Genomic DNA, 14809 nt, shown 5'->3' with positions numbered 1-14809 from the left:
CCGCACGCAATCCGGGGGGATCTCCACGACGCGGGGCGCGCGGACGCGCAGCCACCACCAGCATTGTCGCACGTCCCGCCGTGGGCTCCTCGGCGGTCGCCCAGCCGGGCGTGGTGGAATGACCGGCGTGGACGACTTCCTCGCCGGCGTCACCGACGTGCTGACGCAGATCTGGACGGCCGCCACCACGCCGGTGCCGCCCCCGCCCCAGGCCGTGGTGCTGTCGGCCGGGCTGGTCGCGCTCGCCGTCGTGCTCGTCACCCCCGTGTGGCGGGTGGCACGGCACGTCGTGACGATCGCGCACGAGGGCGCGCACGCCGTGGCCGCGATGGTCACCGGGCGGCGGCTGGACGCGATCCGCCTGCACTCCGACACGTCGGGGCTGACGGTCTCCGCCGGGCGCCCCCGCGGCTTCGGCATGATCGTCACGGCGTTCGCCGGCTACGTGGGGCCGGGCCTCACCGGGCTGGGCGCCGCGTGGCTGCTCCGGCACGGCTACGCCGTCGGGCTGCTGTGGCTGCTGGTGCTGCTGCTCGCCCTCCTGCTGCTGAAGATCCGCAACTGGTTCGGGCTCTGGTCGATCCTCGTGAGCGGCGCCGCGCTCGTCGCGGTCTCGTGGTGGCTCGACGCGGCCACGCAGGCCGCCGTCGCGTACGCCGTGACATGGTTCCTGCTGCTCGGCTCCGTGCGCCCGGTCCTGGAGCTGCAGGCCCAGCGCACCCGCGGCCGCGCCCGCCGGTCGGACGCCGACCAGCTCGCGGCGCTCACCCACACCACCGGGATCCTGTGGGTGGTGGTCTTCCTGCTCGTCACCGTGGGCTGCCTGCTGCTCGGCGCGACCTGGATCGTCGAGCCCGCGACCTGACCGTCACATCCGCGCGTACCGCGCACGGGCGAACGAGTACACGCCGTAGGCGGCGATCCCCACGCCCGTGACGATCAGCAGCGCGGTGCCGAAGGGCTGGTCGCGGATGGTCCGGAGCGCGTCGTCGAGGCCGCCCGCCTTCTGCGGGTCCGCGGTGACGGCGGCCGCCACGAACAGCCCGCCGACGACGGCGAGGGCGACGCCCTTGGCCGCGTAGCCCACCTGCCCCAGCCGCACCACGGCCTGACCGACCGCCCCGCCGCCGGTCCCCCGCAGGTCGTCGAGGAACGTCCGGCGCCACCCCTTCACGACGTGGAACACGCCCACGCCGACGACGACGCCGCCGACCGCCGCGACGAGCCAGCGCCCTGCGGGGGCGGCCAGCAGGTCCGCGGTGATGCCCTCCTCGGAGCTCCCGCCGCCCGACGCCCCGGTCGCGACGCCGACCGCCGTGCCCGCCAGCACCCCGTAGAGCACCGCCTTGGCGCCGGCCTTGACCCGCGAGCCGACCTGCTTCGCCGTGTCGGCCCCGGGGACGCCCACCAGCGCCTCGGTGAGCTGCCACAGCGCGAGCGCGGCGAAGCCCGCCGCCGTGAGCCACAGGAGCAGGGCGCCGCCGGGCGCCGCCGCGAGCTCCTTCAGGGCCCCCTGCTGGTCGGCGCTCCCGCCCGACGAGCCGAGCGCGAGCCGGACGGCGAGCCAGCCAAGCAGCAGGTGCAGCACCCCCGAGGCGACGTAGCCGCCGCGGGCGAGGCCTCGCAGGACGGGGCTGCGGTTCGCCCTCCGCGGGGCGTCTGCGGGGGACATGGACGGGGTCGACGGCACGGGTGGTCACCTTCCTCCGCGCCGCACGGGGTCGCGGCGCGGGTCACACCATGGCGCACCGGGGTGCCCGCGCGCCATCCGGCCAGGGCGACCGGGCGCGGACGCACGACGGCCGGGCACGAGGTCGTCCCTCGTGCCCGGCCGTCGTCGTCGGACGGTGTCGCCTCGCCGTCACCCGACGGGTCGGAGGTCCCGTCCCGGGGTCACGCCTGCGGCGTGAGAACGAATCCCGGGCCCTGAGCCGCCGGGTCGGTGTCGAGCGTGAGGGTGTCGAGGGCCGGTGCGGCCTCCGCCTCGACGAAGACGTGCGTGCCGCCCTCCTCGTCGACCACCTGGTCGTCGGGCTGCGGCGCGGGGACGAGCGCGAGCTCGAAGTTGCCGGGCTGTCCGGCAGACTGCGCGATCCGCAGGCCACCCTCGTCGGGCACCCCCGCCTGCTGGGCGAGGTCCTCGACGGCGGTACGGGCGTTGTCGGTCACGGTGAGCATGGGAGCTCCTCTCGTCGGTCCTGGCGAACCCGTCCACCGAAACAGGGTCGGGGTGCTCGGCGCAACGCTGAGACGCGATCGGGACGAGATCTCCCGATGGGTGAGACCTGGCGTGACAGGCCCGTCGTGCGATGGATAGGTTGCCCTCCGTGACCTGATCGTGACCTTCTGGGCGGCGCCGCCACGACCTCCGCACGGCCGGCGGCACGACCCGGAGCCGCTCCCGCGTACGCTGTCCGCAGCCGGCGACCGACCCTCGGGCGGACGGCGGCGGGCCTCTAGCTCAATCGGCAGAGCAGCGGACTTTTAATCCGCGGGTTGTGGGTTCGATCCCCACGGGGCCCACCCGACAGCACCGTCCGAAGGAGCACCGTGCCCGCCCAGGACCTCGTCGTCGTCGCCCACCGCGGCGCCTCCGCCGACGCCCCGCAGAACACGCTCGCTGCGTTCGCCGCGGCGGACGACGCCGGGGCCCGGATGATCGAGATCGACGTGCACCTCAGCGCCGACGGCGTCCCGGTCGTGATCCACGACGGCACCGTCGACGCCACGACCGACGGCGCCGGCGAGGTGCGCGGCCACACCGTGGCCGAGCTGCAGGCGTTCGACGCGGGCTCCTGGTTCGGACCCGAGTTCGCCGGGCAGCGCATCCCGACCCTGGCGGAGGTGCTCGACCTGGTCGCGGCGCGGCCGGGTCTCGACGTCCTCTGCGAGTACAAGGGCGCCTGGACGGCCGAGGACGTGGCCGTGACGATGCGCGTGGTCGCCGGGTCCGGGCTGACGGGCCGCCTGATGGTGCAGGGGTTCGACCCCACGACGGTCGCCGCCCTGCGGGACGTCGCGCCGCAGGTGCCCCGGTCGCTGCTCCTCGAGCACCCCCGTGCCGACCTGGCGGAGCTCCTCGACGAGCTCGGCGCGGCGGCCGTCAGCCCGGGCGCGGCGCTCCTCGCGGAGGACCCGGCGCTCGTACCCGCCGCCCACGCCGCCGGACGCCAGGTCTTCGGGTGGACCGCCAACGACGAGGCCACGTGGGAGGCGCTGCTGGACGCCGGCGTCGACGGCATCATCACCGACCGCCCCGCTGCGCTGCGCGGCTGGCTCGACGCGGCGGCGGTCCCGACCTCCCGCTGACGCCCCGCCGCGCACCCGGTGCGGCTCAGCGGCGCGGTGCGTGCAGCCAGCCGGTGAGCCGGCCGGTGACCCACGGCAGCACCCAGAGCGACATGATCGGGGTGAGCACGAGGGTCGACACGAGCACCCGCGGCACCACGTGCAGGTCCGCGAAGGACGGCACGAGCCAGCCCATCAGCGCGGTGAACGCGAGGTTGACCGGGAAGAAGCCCAGCCAGATGGCCACGGACTGCTTCCAGCGCGGCGGGGCCGCGAGGAGCGGCGGGCCGGCGGGCTCGTCCTGGCGCACGGGCGGGTCGAACCACCCTTCGATCCCGGTCCGCTTCTCCACCCGGCGCTCCTCGACCAGCCCCTCCCCGGCGGCGAGCCAGCGACGCCGCTCGTCCGACCCCTCCCAGGCGTCGAGCCGCGTCGCGTCGGCGAAGCGGTAGAGCATGATCCAGTCGGCCGCGCCCTCGGAGGCGCGGATCCAGCCGGAGCCGAGGAAGCCGTCCCACCGGTTGGCGAGGCGGACGCCGGACTGCACCCACGCGGTGACCTCGGGGACACGGTCGGGGCTGACGGCGCGGTGGACCGCGACGGTCACGGGTGCGGAGCTCATCGGAGCATCCTGAGGCGTGCCGCCCGACGACGAGCGCGGCGGGCGTCCGGGCGGGACGCCCCGTCCCAGCATCCGGATCGCTCCCACGGCAGAGTGCCGATCGCCCCGGGATGTCCGGGTCTTCACATCGCGTCCGCCCGGTCCGCACGGGACTTCTGTTGATTGGTCAACCAAATCGCCCGGGGCACCCCACGGCGGCCCCCACGATGGGATGAGCCCCGAACCAAGGACCACACCACGTGACCCAGCATGCCCTGCAGGACGACGCGCCCGCGCCCACGCAGCACCCCCGGCGCCGCGACATCCACCACCCCGACCGTCCCCGACGCGCCGACAACGCCCGACGCACCGCCACCACCGACGCCCCCCACAGGCGGCGTCGGGCGGTGCGCGCCGGCGTGCCCGTCGCGCTCGCCGTCGTGGCCCTGTCCACCGGCGTGGCCACCGGCCTGACCCAGGCGTCCGGCGAGACCCGCACCGCGGCGTCGACCACGCCCGCGGCGAGCTCCGTGGGCCGCATCGGCACCGGCGCCTTCGGCACCGAGCCCGTCAGCGGCGCCGCGGCCATCACGCACCCCACCCTGACCGGGGCGTCCGCCGCGACGGCCGGCGCCGTCGACGCGACCACGGCGTCCCAGGCCGCCGACGAGGCGGCCCCCGAGCGCTCGAAGGCGCCCTCCGGCGGCGACGACGCGCTGTCCGCCGCCCAGGCGGCACTGACCCGCGCCGACCAGCTGACGACCGACACGCGGGGCGTCCCCCGCGCCGAGCGCCGCTCCGTGGCCAAGAGCGCGAAGCACCTGCGCGCCCTCGTCGCGGACCGGTCCGACGCCGAGGCGGCGTCGCGCGCCGGCGAGCGGACCTCGCTCGAGGTCCGCGACAAGGACGCGGCGGACGTCGCCGAGGCGACGGAGGCGCTCACCGACCTGCTCGACGACACCGACGCGAGCGCCGTCAGCATCGAGCCCGCGCCGGCGACGCCCGCCGAGATCCTCCACGCCCAGGCCGCGTCGGCCCGCAAGGCGGCCCCCACCCTCAAGAAGCACGCGGACGACACCGACGGGTACGAGAACGGGCGCATCCCGTCCGCCGACCTCGCCGAGCTGTCGTTCGCGAAGGGCGAGACGCTCCGCGCCGACGCCGCCGAGCAGCTCGAGCGGCTCGACGTCGCGTACCGGGCCCGCTTCGGCACGCACCTGGAGATCCGCGACTCCTACCGCTCCTACGAGTCGCAGGTGTCGGTCAAGGCGAGCCGCGGCTACTTCGCCGCGGTGCCCGGGTACTCGGACCACGGCTGGGGCATCGCCGTCGACCTCAACGGCGGAGTGCAGGAGTACTCCAGCGCGCAGCACCAGTGGCTGGTCGCGAACGCCGGGAAGTTCGGCTGGCACAACCCCGCCTGGGCCCAGGCCGACGGCCGCAAGCCCGAGGCGTGGCACTGGGAGTACAGCCCCCTCTGACCGGGCCTGCCACGGGCGGACACCGACCGGACCCACGGCGCGCCCCGGCGCGCCGTGGGTCCGGTCGTGTCCGCTCAGTCCCAGCCGAGGGCGTGCAGCCGCTCGTCGTCGATCCCGAAGTGGTGTGCGATCTCGTGCACCACGGTGATCGCGACCTCCTCCACCACGTCCTCGCGCGTGTCGCAGATGGCGAGGGTGGGGTTCCGGTAGACGGTGATGCGGTCCGGCAGCGATCCGGCGGCCCAGTGCAGGTCGCGCTCGGTGAGCGGCACGCCCTCGTACAGCCCCAGGAGCTCCGGGTCGTCGGCGGGGGCGTCGTCCTCGACCAGGACGACCACGTTGTCCATCATGGCCGCCAGGTCGGCCGGCACCTGGTCGAGGCCGTCCCGGACCGCGTCCTCGAACTCCTCGCGCGTCATCTCCACCACGGTCCCATCCTCGCCCACGGCGCGGGCGGCCCAGGTCCGGTGCCTGGGTATGCTTGCCGGGTCCAGCCCCCATCGTCTAGCGGCCTAGGACCCCGCCCTTTCACGGCGGTAGCACGGGTTCGAATCCCGTTGGGGGTACGTCAGCGGGACACCGGCCACGCCGGTAGCCCGCGAAACAGGGCGTTCTTGCTGGTCAGCGGACGATTTCAAGATCCCGCCGACCATGGGGTACGCTTCTTCTCGGCTCGAAACGAGCTTCCAGGCGCGGAGATTTCTCCTCGCCATGGCCCTGTAGCGCAGTTGGTTAGCGCGCCGCCCTGTCACGGCGGAGGTCGCGGGTTCAAGTCCCGTCAGGGTCGCGCATGATGCGCCCGGTTCGTCGGAAACGGCGCCCGGGCGTTCGTGTCCAGGCTCTGTAGCTCAGTTGGTAGAGCGTTCGACTGAAAATCGAAAGGTCACCGGATCGACGCCGGTCGGAGCCACCACCGAAACCCCCGCGCCCCACGGCGCGGGGGTTTCGTCGTTCCGGCGGACGCCGGGAACCGCAAGGCTCACCCCCCTCGATCCGGCCGGTCGAATTGCCTGGACCAGCAGGGACGGGTTGAGTGGGACCGCACGGACGATCACCTCACGCAGGATCGGAGCAGTCGATGACGGACTGGGACGACGGACGCACGCCGCCCGCCGAGCAGCCGCCCTCCATGGGGCGGCTCGTGGAGCAGCTGTCGGAACAGGCCACGCGGCTCGTGCGCGCCGAGGTGGCGCTCGCCAAGGCCGAGATGGCAGAGAAGGCCAAGCGGTCCGGGATCGGGATCGGCCTCATCGTGGCCGCCCTCGTCATCGTGCTGTACGCGGTGGGCGTCCTCATCTGGGCGGGGATCACCGGCCTCGCCACCGCGTGGCCGCTGTGGCTCTCGGCCCTGACGGTCGGCGTCGCCATGCTGCTCGTGGCGGGCATCGCCGTGGCGATCGCCGTCGGCCAGCTCAAGAAGGCCGCGCGCCGGCCCGAGACGATCGACCGCGTGAAGGAAGACGTGGAGACGCTGAAGAAGGGGGTGCGCCGGTGACCGAGTCCACGACGCCCGAGAACAGGACCCCGGCGCCCACCACCCGGGAGCTCGAGGACGAGGTCGCCCGCACCCGCGCGGAGCTGACCGAGACCCTCGACCAGCTCGCGACCCGCCTGTCCCCCGCCTACCAGGCGAACCAGCTCGCGAAGGCCACCAAGCAGGCGGCGTCCGACGCCGGCGCGTTCGTGACCGGTGGCGGGCTTCCTGACGGCGCGCCCCGCCGTCGGCGCAACGCGCAGGTGCTGCTCGGGGCGGCCGCCGCGGGCCTGGCGCTGGTCGTGATCGTCGTCGTCCGCGCCCGGCGCCGCTGAGCGGTCCCCTCCGGCCGGCTCCCCGGCCGTCCTTACTTGTCCGGCGTCGCCTCCTCGGAGGCGGCGCCGAGCAGCGCGCGCACCTCCGACTCCTTGTAGCGACGGTGCCCACCGAGGGTGCGGATCGACGAGAGCTTCCCCGCCTTCGCCCAGCGGGTCACGGTCTTCGGATCGACGCGGAAGAGGCTGGCCACCTCGGCAGGCGTCAGCAGAACCTCGGAGTCTCCGTGGAGCGACATCCCCTGCACCTCCTGGTGCGCGACCGGCCCGGGCGGCGCCCGGTGTGCGGACACGGTCTCGCTCATCCATTGTGTGCAGAAAGCGGGATTGAGGCGACTTGGGAGCTGGATGAAATCGTCCGGATCGTCCAGTCCTGGCCCGAGATGTGCGTTCCGTCCCGTTCTGGAGGCCGTGACGCCCCGCGACGGACCGGAAGGTGCACCGATCGGTCTCGTGACCTGAGACACCATCTGCGCGAGATCACCCGCTCCGACGTCGACTGATGCGAACGGCACGTGTCGCGGAGTGGAGGGAATGGCGCGCGAGCATGTACCGTTGGGATCTGAACAGACTACTTACGCACGGGGCCGCCGTCACGGACGGCGCAAGCCCCGCTCCTACGTTGAGGGGGTCTCAGCCATGGGCCGCGGCCGTCAGAAGGCAAAGCAGACTAAGGTCGCTCGCGAGCTGAAGTACTACAGCCCCGAGACGAACTACCACGCGCTCGAGCAGGAGCTCAGGAGCAGCGAGGGAAGTCGCACGGATGTCGCCACGGAGGACCGTTCCTCCCCCGACGACGACGAGTACGACAACCGATACAACGCCTGGAACGACGAGCGCTGAGTCGTCAGCGTCAGGCTCCCGCCTCGACGGGAATCTGCGTCGCACGAAACGAAGGGCCGGACGGCAGCTGCCGTCCGGCCCTTCGTCCGTGCGGGGGAGGCCGGACCTCCCCCGCCCTGCGGATCGTCAGCGGTAGTCGCCGGTCATCCTGACGGCCCCGCCGTGCACGCCCTTGGTCCCCGCGACCAGGTCCTCGGCCGGGGCGGCCGGGTCCAGGTCCGCCACCGAGCCGAGCACCCAGGCGGGCACGCCGCGCGCGGCCAGCGTCGCCAGCGCCGCGTCCACGCCGTCGGCGCCGACGACGGCCACCATGCCGACACCGAGGTTGAGCGTGTTCTCCAGGTCGTGGCGCGGCACCGAGCCGAGGTCGCGCATCGTGCGGAAGACGGGCGGCACCTCCCACGACGAGCGGTCGACCGTGGCCACCGTGCCCTCGGGCAGGACGCGCGCGAGGTTCGCCGCGAGCCCGCCGCCGGTCACGTGCGTGAACGCGTGCACCCGGGCGGCCGGGTCCTCGGCGAGCGCGAGCACGTCGCGCGCGTAGACGCGCGTGGGCTCCAGCAGCTCCTCGCCCAGGGTGCGGCCGAACTCCTCGACGTGCCGGTCCAACGTCCAGCCCGCGTGCTTCACGACCGCCCGCACCAGCGAGTAGCCGTTGGAGTGCAGGCCGCTCGATCCCATCGCGACCAGCACGTCTCCCGCGCGCACCCGGTCGGGGCCGAGCACGGCGTCCGCCTCGACGATGCCCGTCGCCGCGCCGGCGACGTCGTACTCGTCGGGCTCCAGGAGGCCCGGGTGCTCGGCCGTCTCGCCGCCCACGAGGGCCGTGCCGGCCACCTCGCAGGCCTGCGCGATGCCGCGCACGATGTCGGCGACGCGCTCCGGGACCACCTTGCCGGTGGCGATGTAGTCCGTCATGAACAGCGGCTCGGCGCCGACCACGACGATGTCGTCCACGACCATGCCGACGAGGTCGAAGCCGATGGTGTCGTGCTTGTCGAGCGCCTGGGCGATCGCGACCTTGGTGCCGACGCCGTCGGTCGACGTGGCGAGCAGCGGCTTGCGGTACTCGCGGATCGCCGACAGGTCGAAGAGCCCGGCGAACCCGCCCACCCCGCCGAGGACGGCGGGACCGTGCGTGCGCCGCACCGCGTCCTTCATCAGCTCGACGGCCTTGTCGCCGGCCTCGGTGTCGACGCCCGCGGCGGCGTAGGTCAGGGGTTCGTTCGTCACGTGTGGCTCACCGTTCGTCGGCTGTGTCAGTCGGCTGTGTGTCGGTCGACGGTCAGGGATGGTCGAGGGCGGTGGACGCACCGGCGCCCACGGAGACCTGCCGGAGCCCGTCCTCGGGGGCTCCGAGGGGCAGCTCGGCCTGCTCCAGCAGGTGCTTGCCGAGCTGGTCGGCGGTGGGGAGCTCGATCGGGTACTTGCCCGTGAAGCAGGCCGCGCACAGCTGGGAGGCGGGCTGCTCGGTGGCCTCGATCATGCCCTCGAGCGAGATGTAGCCGAGGGAGTCGGCACCCAGGGTCTGCCCGATCTCGTCCGGCGTCAGCCCGTTGGCGATGAGCTCGGCGCGCGAGGCGAAGTCGATGCCGTAGAAGCACGGCCACTTCACCGGCGGGGACGAGATGCGCACGTGCACCTCGGCGGCGCCGGCCTCGCGGAGCATCCGCACCAGGGCGCGCTGCGTGTTGCCGCGCACGATCGAGTCGTCGACGACGACGAGGCGCTTGCCGCGGATGACCTCACGGAGGGGGTTCAGCTTGAGCCGGATGCCGAGCTGCCGCAGCGTGTCGGACGGCTGGATGAACGTGCGGCCCACGTAGGCGTTCTTCGTCAGGCCCTGGCCGAACGGGATGCCCGACTCGGCGGCGTAGCCGACGGCGGCCGGCGTGCCGGACTCGGGCGTCGGGATGACGAGGTCGGCCTCGACCGGGTGCTCGCGGGCCAGCGCGCGGCCCATCGCGACGCGCGACGCGTGCACGGATCGGCCGTTGATCGTGTTGTCGGGGCGGGCCAGGTACACGTACTCGAACACGCAGCCGGCGCGCTCCGGCTCGGCGAAGCGGTCGGAGTGCAGGCCGTCGGCGTCGATCGTGATGAGCTCGCCCGGCTCGACATCGCGCACGTACGACGCGCCGACGATGTCGAGGGCGGGGGTCTCCGACGCGACCACCCAGCCGCGCTGGAGGCGGCCCAGGACCAGCGGGCGCACGCCCTGCGGGTCACGCGCGGCGTAGAGGGTGCCCTCGTCCATGAAGACGAGGGAGAAGGCACCCCGCAGGCGCGGGAGCACCTCGAGCGCCGTCTGCGCAAGGGTGTGGTCGGCGTCGCCCGCGAGCAGCGCCGTGATGAGCGCCGTGTCGGTGGTGTTGCCGCGCGCGAGCTCGCCGCGCCGCTGCGCGCCGTAGCGCTCGGCCACGAGGTTGACGAGCTCGGCGGAGTTGGTGAGGTTGCCGTTGTGCCCGAGGGCGACGGTGCCGCCCGCCGTCGCGCCGAGCGTCGGCTGGGCGTTCTCCCAGGTCACGCCACCCGTGGTGGAGTACCGGCAGTGGCCGACGGCGAGGTGTCCGGTGAGGGCGTCGAGCGCCGTCTCGTCGAAGACCTGGGACACGAGTCCCATGTCCTTGTAGACGAGGATCTGCTCACCGTTGCTGGTCGCGATGCCCGCGGACTCCTGTCCGCGGTGCTGCAGCGCGTACAGGCCGAAATAGGCGAGCTTGGCGACCTCCTCACCGGGGGCCCAGACCCCGAAGACGCCGCACGCGTCCTGGGGGCCCTTCTCGCCGGGCATGAGGTCATGGTTCAGGCGGCCGTCAGGGCGCAAGGGCATGGTCCGAGTATCCCACAGGAGCCCGGGCGGCCGACCTGCGTGGACGGGTCGCCGGACGGGCCGGCGGAGGAGTCAGCGCCGGCGCAGGCTGCGCCGGTCGGAGATCACCGCGACGAGGCCCGCGACCCCGAGGCCGAGCGCGATGCCGCCCAGCACCGTCACCGACACGTAGACGCCCGGCTTCATCAGGGTCTCGGCGGAGCCGGAGACGTCGATGAGCCAGGTCGAGAAGATCAGGCCGACGACGGCGCCGACCAGCGCACCCACCCAGAGGAAGACGGGGTACTTGGGCGCGCGGCGCACCCGGTCCGGGTCGACGAGCAGCGTCACGTCCTGCGGCTCCTCGCTCGCGGGGGCCCCCGTCGTGGAGGCCTCCGTCGCGCCGTCGTCCGTGGCCGCGGCGTCCGCCGGGGAGGCGTGGTCCGCGGGCGCGTCGGCGGGTGCCGGACCGTCCGCGGCGTGCTGCGGTGCGGGGGTGGGGCCGACCTCGCCGGGCGCGGACCCGGCCGTCGTCGCGCCGTCGTTCTCGGGGCCGTCGGGGGCGGAGCTGCTCACCCCACGAGCCTAAGTCACCGGGTGGGGCCCGCCGGCACACCGTCGGCGCCCGGCGGGCACGGACGGCCCGCCGTACGGTCGACGAGGGCGCGACCAGCGCCGTCGTCGAGAGAGGGGAAGCATCGTGGGCATCTCCGGCATCATCAGCGCGATCGTCATCGGCGCGATCATCGGCGCCCTGGGGCGGCTGGTCGTCCGCGGTCGGCAGAACATCTCGATCCTGGTGACGATCCTCGTCGGGATCGTCGCGGCCCTGCTGGGCACGTGGGTCGCGAGCCTGTTCGGGGTCGAGGACACCGGCGGCATCGACTGGCTGGAGGTGGTCTTCCAGATCGTGCTGGCCGCGGTGGGCGTCTCCCTCGTCGCGGGCATGGGCAGCCGCAAGCAGCAGCCCTGACGACGACGGCCGGGCCGGTCGGACCACGTGGGTGGTCCGACCGGCCCGGCCGTAGTCCGTGCGGAGCGGGTCAGGCGGCGCCGAGGTCCTTCCACGGGCCGTACGCCGACGCGCCGGGCTCGTCGGTGCGGCTGTACCACCGCGCCTCCCAGCGGTGCCCGTCGTGGACCACGACGTCACCCTTGCCGTACACCCAGGTGCGGGTCCAGGCCGGGAACGTCCCGTCGGCGGTCACGACGGGAGCGCCGACCTCCGCCCAGGGCCCGTAGAGCGAGGCACCGGGCCGGTCGCCGCGCGACCACCAGAGCGCCTCGAACAGGCCGCCGCCGAAGGCGACCCGGTCGCCCTTGGTGTACGTGGCCTTCGCGGACCAGGCGGGCGCGGCCGGCGCGAGGTCGAGCCCCACGAGCAGCGGGTCGTGGTCCGACGACCGGAACGGCGACTCGTCGTAGAGGATCGTCGCGTTGTAGTTGTAACGGCTGTACTCGTTCGCCACCGGCTCGTACGCGTTGATGTTCCAGATGTCCGTGCCGGTCACCCGGTCGACCAGGCCGGGCGACGCGAGCGCGTGGTCGAGCGAGCCGACCGCGCCGTCGAACGCGTACGTGTACTCGCCGGTGGTGGGGCCGAGGTCCGTGTAGCCGGCGTCGGTGAGCACCAGGACCGGGTCCTCCTGCTCGTACGAGTTGAGGTCGCCCACGAGCAGCACCGCGTCGGTGCCGGTGTCGCCGGCCACGTCGTCGGCGAAGGCGACCAGCGCCGTCGCCTGCCGCACGCGCGACTCGTTCGAGGCGCCCTGGCCGTCGCCCGTGTCCTTGTCGCCCGGCCACGGTCCGGCCGACCCCTTCGACTTGAAGTGGTTGGCGATGACCACGACGTCGTCGCCCGGGTCGGCGTCGACCCCGCCCGCCGGCTGGAACACCTGCGCGAGCGGCTGGCGCGCGTTGCCGAACGCCACGGGGTCGTCGAGGATCCGCGAGGAGCCCACGGGCTCCGCGCCGGCCGTGCGGTAGACGAACGCCGTCCGGATGACGTCCTCGCTGGCGGGCAGCTCCGCCGGCGAACCGACGTACGCCCAGGTGCCGGCGCCGTCGTGCGCGTTGAGCGCGTCGACGAGGTCGGAGAGCGCCTGGTCGCGGTCCTTGCCGAAGGTCGCGGAGTTCTCGATCTCCTCGAGCGACACGACGTCGGCGCCCAGCGCGGAGATCGCGGCGACGATCTTGGTCTGCTGACGCTGCAGGTCGTCCGCCTGTGCGGCGCCGCGGGCGTCGCACCCGTCGCGCACGGTGACGGGGTCGCCGGCGCGGTCGGTGTAGTACCGGCAGCCGGTGAGCTGGTCGCCGGTCGTCGTGAAGTAGTTGAGCACGTTGAACGTGCCTACCTGGAGCGTGCCGCCCACGGCCTCGGGCGTCGCCTCGCGCGTGTCCTCGAACGTGGCCGGCTGCACCGCGTCGGCCACGTCGGGGGTGAGCCGGTGCTGCGGCTGCAGCCCCCAGGCGTCGAAGCGGAAGTCGAGGACCACCGGGCGCGTGAACGTCACGGCGGCGCCGACCCGCACCGGGTCGCCGCCCGTCAGCCAGGGCAGCGGCTGGCCGGAGTTGGCGGCCGAGCTGTAGTTGGTGGACGAGCCGTCGTCGAGGAGGAGGGCGCGGGCCGCGTTGTCCTCGGCCTGCTCCTTCGCCTCGGGCGACCCGGGCCGCCCGACCGTCGTCGGCTGCACCAGCGGCGAGCTGCCGGCCGCGAGGCCGACGGTGCCGTAGAAGTTGGTGTCGTAGTTGTCGGTGACGGTGAAGTCGCCCTGCGGCGCGAGCAGCATGCCCTCGAGCGCCTCGCGCTCGGCCTCCGTGGCGGGCCAGGTCGTGGCCAGGGGCTCCACCGAGGCGGGCTCGTCGAGCACCGTCCACGCGTCGGCGCTGACCTCCGTCAGGCCGGAGTACTCGCTGACCTTGCCCGTGACCTCGACGTGGTCGCCGATCTCGAGCTGCTGCGCGGCCGCGCGGGAGTAGACGAACACGGCGTCGGACGCGCCGGGGGTCGGGTCGTCGGCGGGGTCGCCGCCGGTGCCCGCGGTCTGCAGGTACAGGCCGTCGAAGCCGCCCGTGGCGTAGGTCGCGGTGACGACCCCGGTGGTCGTCACGGTCTTCCCGGCCAGCGGCGAGGTCGCGCCGGTGCCCTGGATCTCCGCGATCGTCGCGTCCTCGCCCGGGCCCGGGTCGGTGCCCGGGTCCGTGCCGCTCGCGGCCGGGGTCGGCGCACCCGCCGCGAAGTCCGCCGCGTTGTCGGCGGTGTGCGCGTGGGCGCGGCGCGCGACGGACGTCGCGTTCGTCGTGGCGGGCGCCGGGCCGGAGCCGGCCCAGGCGTTCGCGGTCGTGCCCCAGCCCACGAGGTCCACGACGTCGGCGGCGGTGGCGCAGTCCGCCCCGGCGCACGACAGCCGGTCGGTGCTGCGCACGAGGGCGACCTTGGCCCCCGTGCCGGACATCGCGATCATGCCGGTGACGTCGGGCGTGGGCAGCGCGGGCAGCGCGGTGTTCGCGCCCAGGGCCTGCGCGACGAGGTACGAGCCGCGGGCGGGGATCTCGCCGCGCAGCGCGGTCTGCGCGCCGTTGGCCCAGGCGCCGGTGGCCGACGCGTACTGCACCGACCACCCGTCGAGGGAGACGGGCTGGTCCGTCGGGTTGTACAGCTCGACGAAGTCCTGGTTGAACGGTGCGCCGCTGTTGCCGCCGCCGCCGTAGACCTCGTCGATGACGACGGGCGCGTCGGGCGAGACGGCGGCCGACGCGGGCGCCGCGAGCGCGGCTCCGGCGGGGAGGACGAGCGCGGCCGTCACGGCGGCCGCGAGCGGTCCTCGGCGGCGGGCGGAACGGGGTGGGGTCACGGTGGCTCCTTTGCGGCGGACGTGCGGGTGACGTCACCCAAGCAGGACCGTGTGAACCACGGTTGAACCCCAGGTCACCGGACGTCGTCGTCCGAGGACCCGGCGGAGGTACCTGCCCGGT

16 protein-coding genes and 4 tRNA genes are annotated in these 14809 nt (G+C 74.0%); 11 read left to right on the top strand and 9 right to left on the bottom strand.

Going from position 1 to position 14809, the window contains the following annotated elements:
- The first annotated feature begins 118 nt into the window (after nt 1-118).
- Nucleotides 119-865, top strand: a complete 747-nt coding sequence (locus tag ACFU5J_RS04590; protein WP_430577974.1) for a M50 family metallopeptidase — start codon at nt 119-121, stop codon at nt 863-865.
- 3 nt (nt 866-868) lie between these two features.
- Here ACFU5J_RS04590 and ACFU5J_RS04585 read toward each other — a convergent pair whose 3' ends face one another.
- Together ACFU5J_RS04585 and ACFU5J_RS04580 are read right to left on the bottom strand one after the other, a co-directional pair.
- Entirely contained in the window at nt 869-1690 is an 822-nt protein-coding gene (locus ACFU5J_RS04585) for a DUF1206 domain-containing protein (protein ID WP_430577973.1), read from the bottom strand.
- 203 nt (nt 1691-1893) lie between these two features.
- Nucleotides 1894-2178 carry an iron-sulfur cluster biosynthesis family protein gene (locus ACFU5J_RS04580; protein ID WP_380245280.1) on the bottom strand — a complete coding sequence of 95 codons (285 nt, stop codon included), beginning with the start codon at nt 2176-2178 and terminating at the stop codon, nt 1894-1896.
- 272 nt (nt 2179-2450) lie between these two features.
- Between ACFU5J_RS04580 and ACFU5J_RS04575 the strand changes: the two genes are divergently transcribed.
- Both ACFU5J_RS04575 and ACFU5J_RS04570 read left to right on the top strand, forming a co-directional pair.
- Nucleotides 2451-2523, top strand: a tRNA-Lys gene (locus tag ACFU5J_RS04575).
- Between the two features lie 27 nt (nt 2524-2550).
- The gene (locus ACFU5J_RS04570; protein WP_430577972.1) at nt 2551-3309 is read left to right on the top strand and encodes a glycerophosphodiester phosphodiesterase; all 759 of its coding nucleotides are present in this window, start codon (nt 2551-2553) and stop codon (nt 3307-3309) included.
- Between the two features lie 25 nt (nt 3310-3334).
- On the opposite strand, the gene ACFU5J_RS04565 is transcribed toward ACFU5J_RS04570, so the two are convergent.
- The gene (locus ACFU5J_RS04565) at nt 3335-3910 is read right to left on the bottom strand and encodes an antibiotic biosynthesis monooxygenase (RefSeq protein ID WP_430574196.1); all 576 of its coding nucleotides are present in this window, start codon (nt 3908-3910) and stop codon (nt 3335-3337) included.
- Nucleotides 3911-4149: 239 nt separating this feature from the next.
- Here ACFU5J_RS04565 and ACFU5J_RS04560 point away from each other — a divergent pair, with 239 nt between their 5' ends.
- The gene (locus ACFU5J_RS04560; RefSeq protein WP_430577971.1) at nt 4150-5370 is read left to right on the top strand and encodes a D-alanyl-D-alanine carboxypeptidase family protein; all 1221 of its coding nucleotides are present in this window, start codon (nt 4150-4152) and stop codon (nt 5368-5370) included.
- Between the two features lie 74 nt (nt 5371-5444).
- Here the strand turns inward: ACFU5J_RS04560 and ACFU5J_RS04555 are convergent, their stop codons facing one another.
- Entirely contained in the window at nt 5445-5789 is a 345-nt protein-coding gene (locus ACFU5J_RS04555; RefSeq protein ID WP_430578027.1) for a metallopeptidase family protein, read from the bottom strand.
- A 74-nt stretch (nt 5790-5863) separates the two neighbouring features.
- Between ACFU5J_RS04555 and ACFU5J_RS04550 the strand changes: the two genes are divergently transcribed.
- The 5 genes from ACFU5J_RS04550 (at nt 5864) to ACFU5J_RS04530 (ending at nt 7179) form a co-directional block, all read left to right on the top strand.
- Nucleotides 5864-5936, top strand: a tRNA-Glu gene (locus ACFU5J_RS04550).
- Between the two features lie 147 nt (nt 5937-6083).
- Nucleotides 6084-6157, top strand: a tRNA-Asp gene (locus ACFU5J_RS04545).
- A 50-nt stretch (nt 6158-6207) separates the two neighbouring features.
- Nucleotides 6208-6283, top strand: a tRNA-Phe gene (locus ACFU5J_RS04540).
- A gap of 165 nt (nt 6284-6448) precedes the next feature.
- Complete coding sequence (locus ACFU5J_RS04535) at nt 6449-6865, top strand: phage holin family protein (RefSeq protein ID WP_430574194.1); 417 nt, start codon at nt 6449-6451, stop codon at nt 6863-6865.
- Complete coding sequence (locus ACFU5J_RS04530) at nt 6862-7179, top strand: DUF3618 domain-containing protein (protein WP_430574193.1); 318 nt, start codon at nt 6862-6864, stop codon at nt 7177-7179. Before ACFU5J_RS04535 ends, ACFU5J_RS04530 begins: the two co-directional genes overlap by 4 nt.
- Before the next feature lie 32 nt (nt 7180-7211).
- Here the strand turns inward: ACFU5J_RS04530 and ACFU5J_RS04525 are convergent, their stop codons facing one another.
- Nucleotides 7212-7418, bottom strand: coding sequence for a BldC family transcriptional regulator (locus ACFU5J_RS04525; protein WP_079575713.1), 207 nt, complete (start codon nt 7416-7418; stop codon nt 7212-7214).
- Between the two features lie 400 nt (nt 7419-7818).
- On the opposite strand from ACFU5J_RS04525, the gene ACFU5J_RS04520 reads away from it, so the two are divergent.
- Nucleotides 7819-8022: a DUF3073 domain-containing protein gene (locus ACFU5J_RS04520; RefSeq protein ID WP_430574192.1), complete on the top strand. Its 204-nt coding sequence runs from the start codon at nt 7819-7821 to the stop codon at nt 8020-8022.
- 126 nt (nt 8023-8148) lie between these two features.
- On the opposite strand, the gene purM is transcribed toward ACFU5J_RS04520, so the two are convergent.
- From purM to ACFU5J_RS04505, 3 genes are all read right to left on the bottom strand, one after another.
- Nucleotides 8149-9255, bottom strand: a complete 1107-nt coding sequence (gene purM, locus ACFU5J_RS04515; protein ID WP_430574191.1) for a phosphoribosylformylglycinamidine cyclo-ligase — start codon at nt 9253-9255, stop codon at nt 8149-8151.
- 52 nt (nt 9256-9307) lie between these two features.
- Nucleotides 9308-10855, bottom strand: a complete 1548-nt coding sequence (purF, locus tag ACFU5J_RS04510) for an amidophosphoribosyltransferase (RefSeq protein ID WP_430574190.1) — start codon at nt 10853-10855, stop codon at nt 9308-9310.
- A gap of 72 nt (nt 10856-10927) precedes the next feature.
- Nucleotides 10928-11410, bottom strand: a complete 483-nt coding sequence (locus ACFU5J_RS04505) for a hypothetical protein (protein WP_430574189.1) — start codon at nt 11408-11410, stop codon at nt 10928-10930.
- Between the two features lie 124 nt (nt 11411-11534).
- Here ACFU5J_RS04505 and ACFU5J_RS04500 point away from each other — a divergent pair, with 124 nt between their 5' ends.
- Entirely contained in the window at nt 11535-11807 is a 273-nt protein-coding gene (locus ACFU5J_RS04500) for a GlsB/YeaQ/YmgE family stress response membrane protein (RefSeq protein ID WP_430577970.1), read from the top strand.
- Nucleotides 11808-11877: 70 nt separating this feature from the next.
- Here ACFU5J_RS04500 and ACFU5J_RS04495 read toward each other — a convergent pair whose 3' ends face one another.
- A complete protein-coding gene (locus ACFU5J_RS04495; protein ID WP_430577969.1) occupies nt 11878-14688 on the bottom strand; it encodes an ExeM/NucH family extracellular endonuclease in 2811 nt (936 codons plus the stop codon).
- Nucleotides 14689-14809: the final 121 nt, after the last annotated feature.

Origin of the sequence: Isoptericola sp. NPDC057559 (genome assembly GCF_042801555.1) — a bacterium.
GTDB lineage: Bacteria > Actinomycetota > Actinomycetes > Actinomycetales > Cellulomonadaceae > Isoptericola.
Note: the sequence above shows the minus strand (reverse complement) of the source record. Positions and strands in the feature narration are given on the sequence as shown.

What these genes read in the sequence shown, in the direction of transcription:
- ACFU5J_RS04535 (WP_430574194.1), top strand. Translation starts at nt 6,449, where the DNA reads ATGACGGACTGGGACGACGGACGCACGCCGCCCGCCGAGCAGCCGCCC.
- ACFU5J_RS04525 (WP_079575713.1), bottom strand. Translation starts at nt 7,418, where the DNA reads ATGTCGCTCCACGGAGACTCCGAGGTTCTGCTGACGCCTGCCGAGGTG.
- ACFU5J_RS04590 (WP_430577974.1), top strand. Translation starts at nt 119, where the DNA reads ATGACCGGCGTGGACGACTTCCTCGCCGGCGTCACCGACGTGCTGACG.
- ACFU5J_RS04580 (WP_380245280.1), bottom strand. Translation starts at nt 2,178, where the DNA reads ATGCTCACCGTGACCGACAACGCCCGTACCGCCGTCGAGGACCTCGCC.
- ACFU5J_RS04565 (WP_430574196.1), bottom strand. Translation starts at nt 3,910, where the DNA reads ATGAGCTCCGCACCCGTGACCGTCGCGGTCCACCGCGCCGTCAGCCCC.
- ACFU5J_RS04520 (WP_430574192.1), top strand. Translation starts at nt 7,819, where the DNA reads ATGGGCCGCGGCCGTCAGAAGGCAAAGCAGACTAAGGTCGCTCGCGAG.
- purF (WP_430574190.1), bottom strand. Translation starts at nt 10,855, where the DNA reads ATGCCCTTGCGCCCTGACGGCCGCCTGAACCATGACCTCATGCCCGGC.
- ACFU5J_RS04555 (WP_430578027.1), bottom strand. Translation starts at nt 5,789, where the DNA reads ATGACGCGCGAGGAGTTCGAGGACGCGGTCCGGGACGGCCTCGACCAG.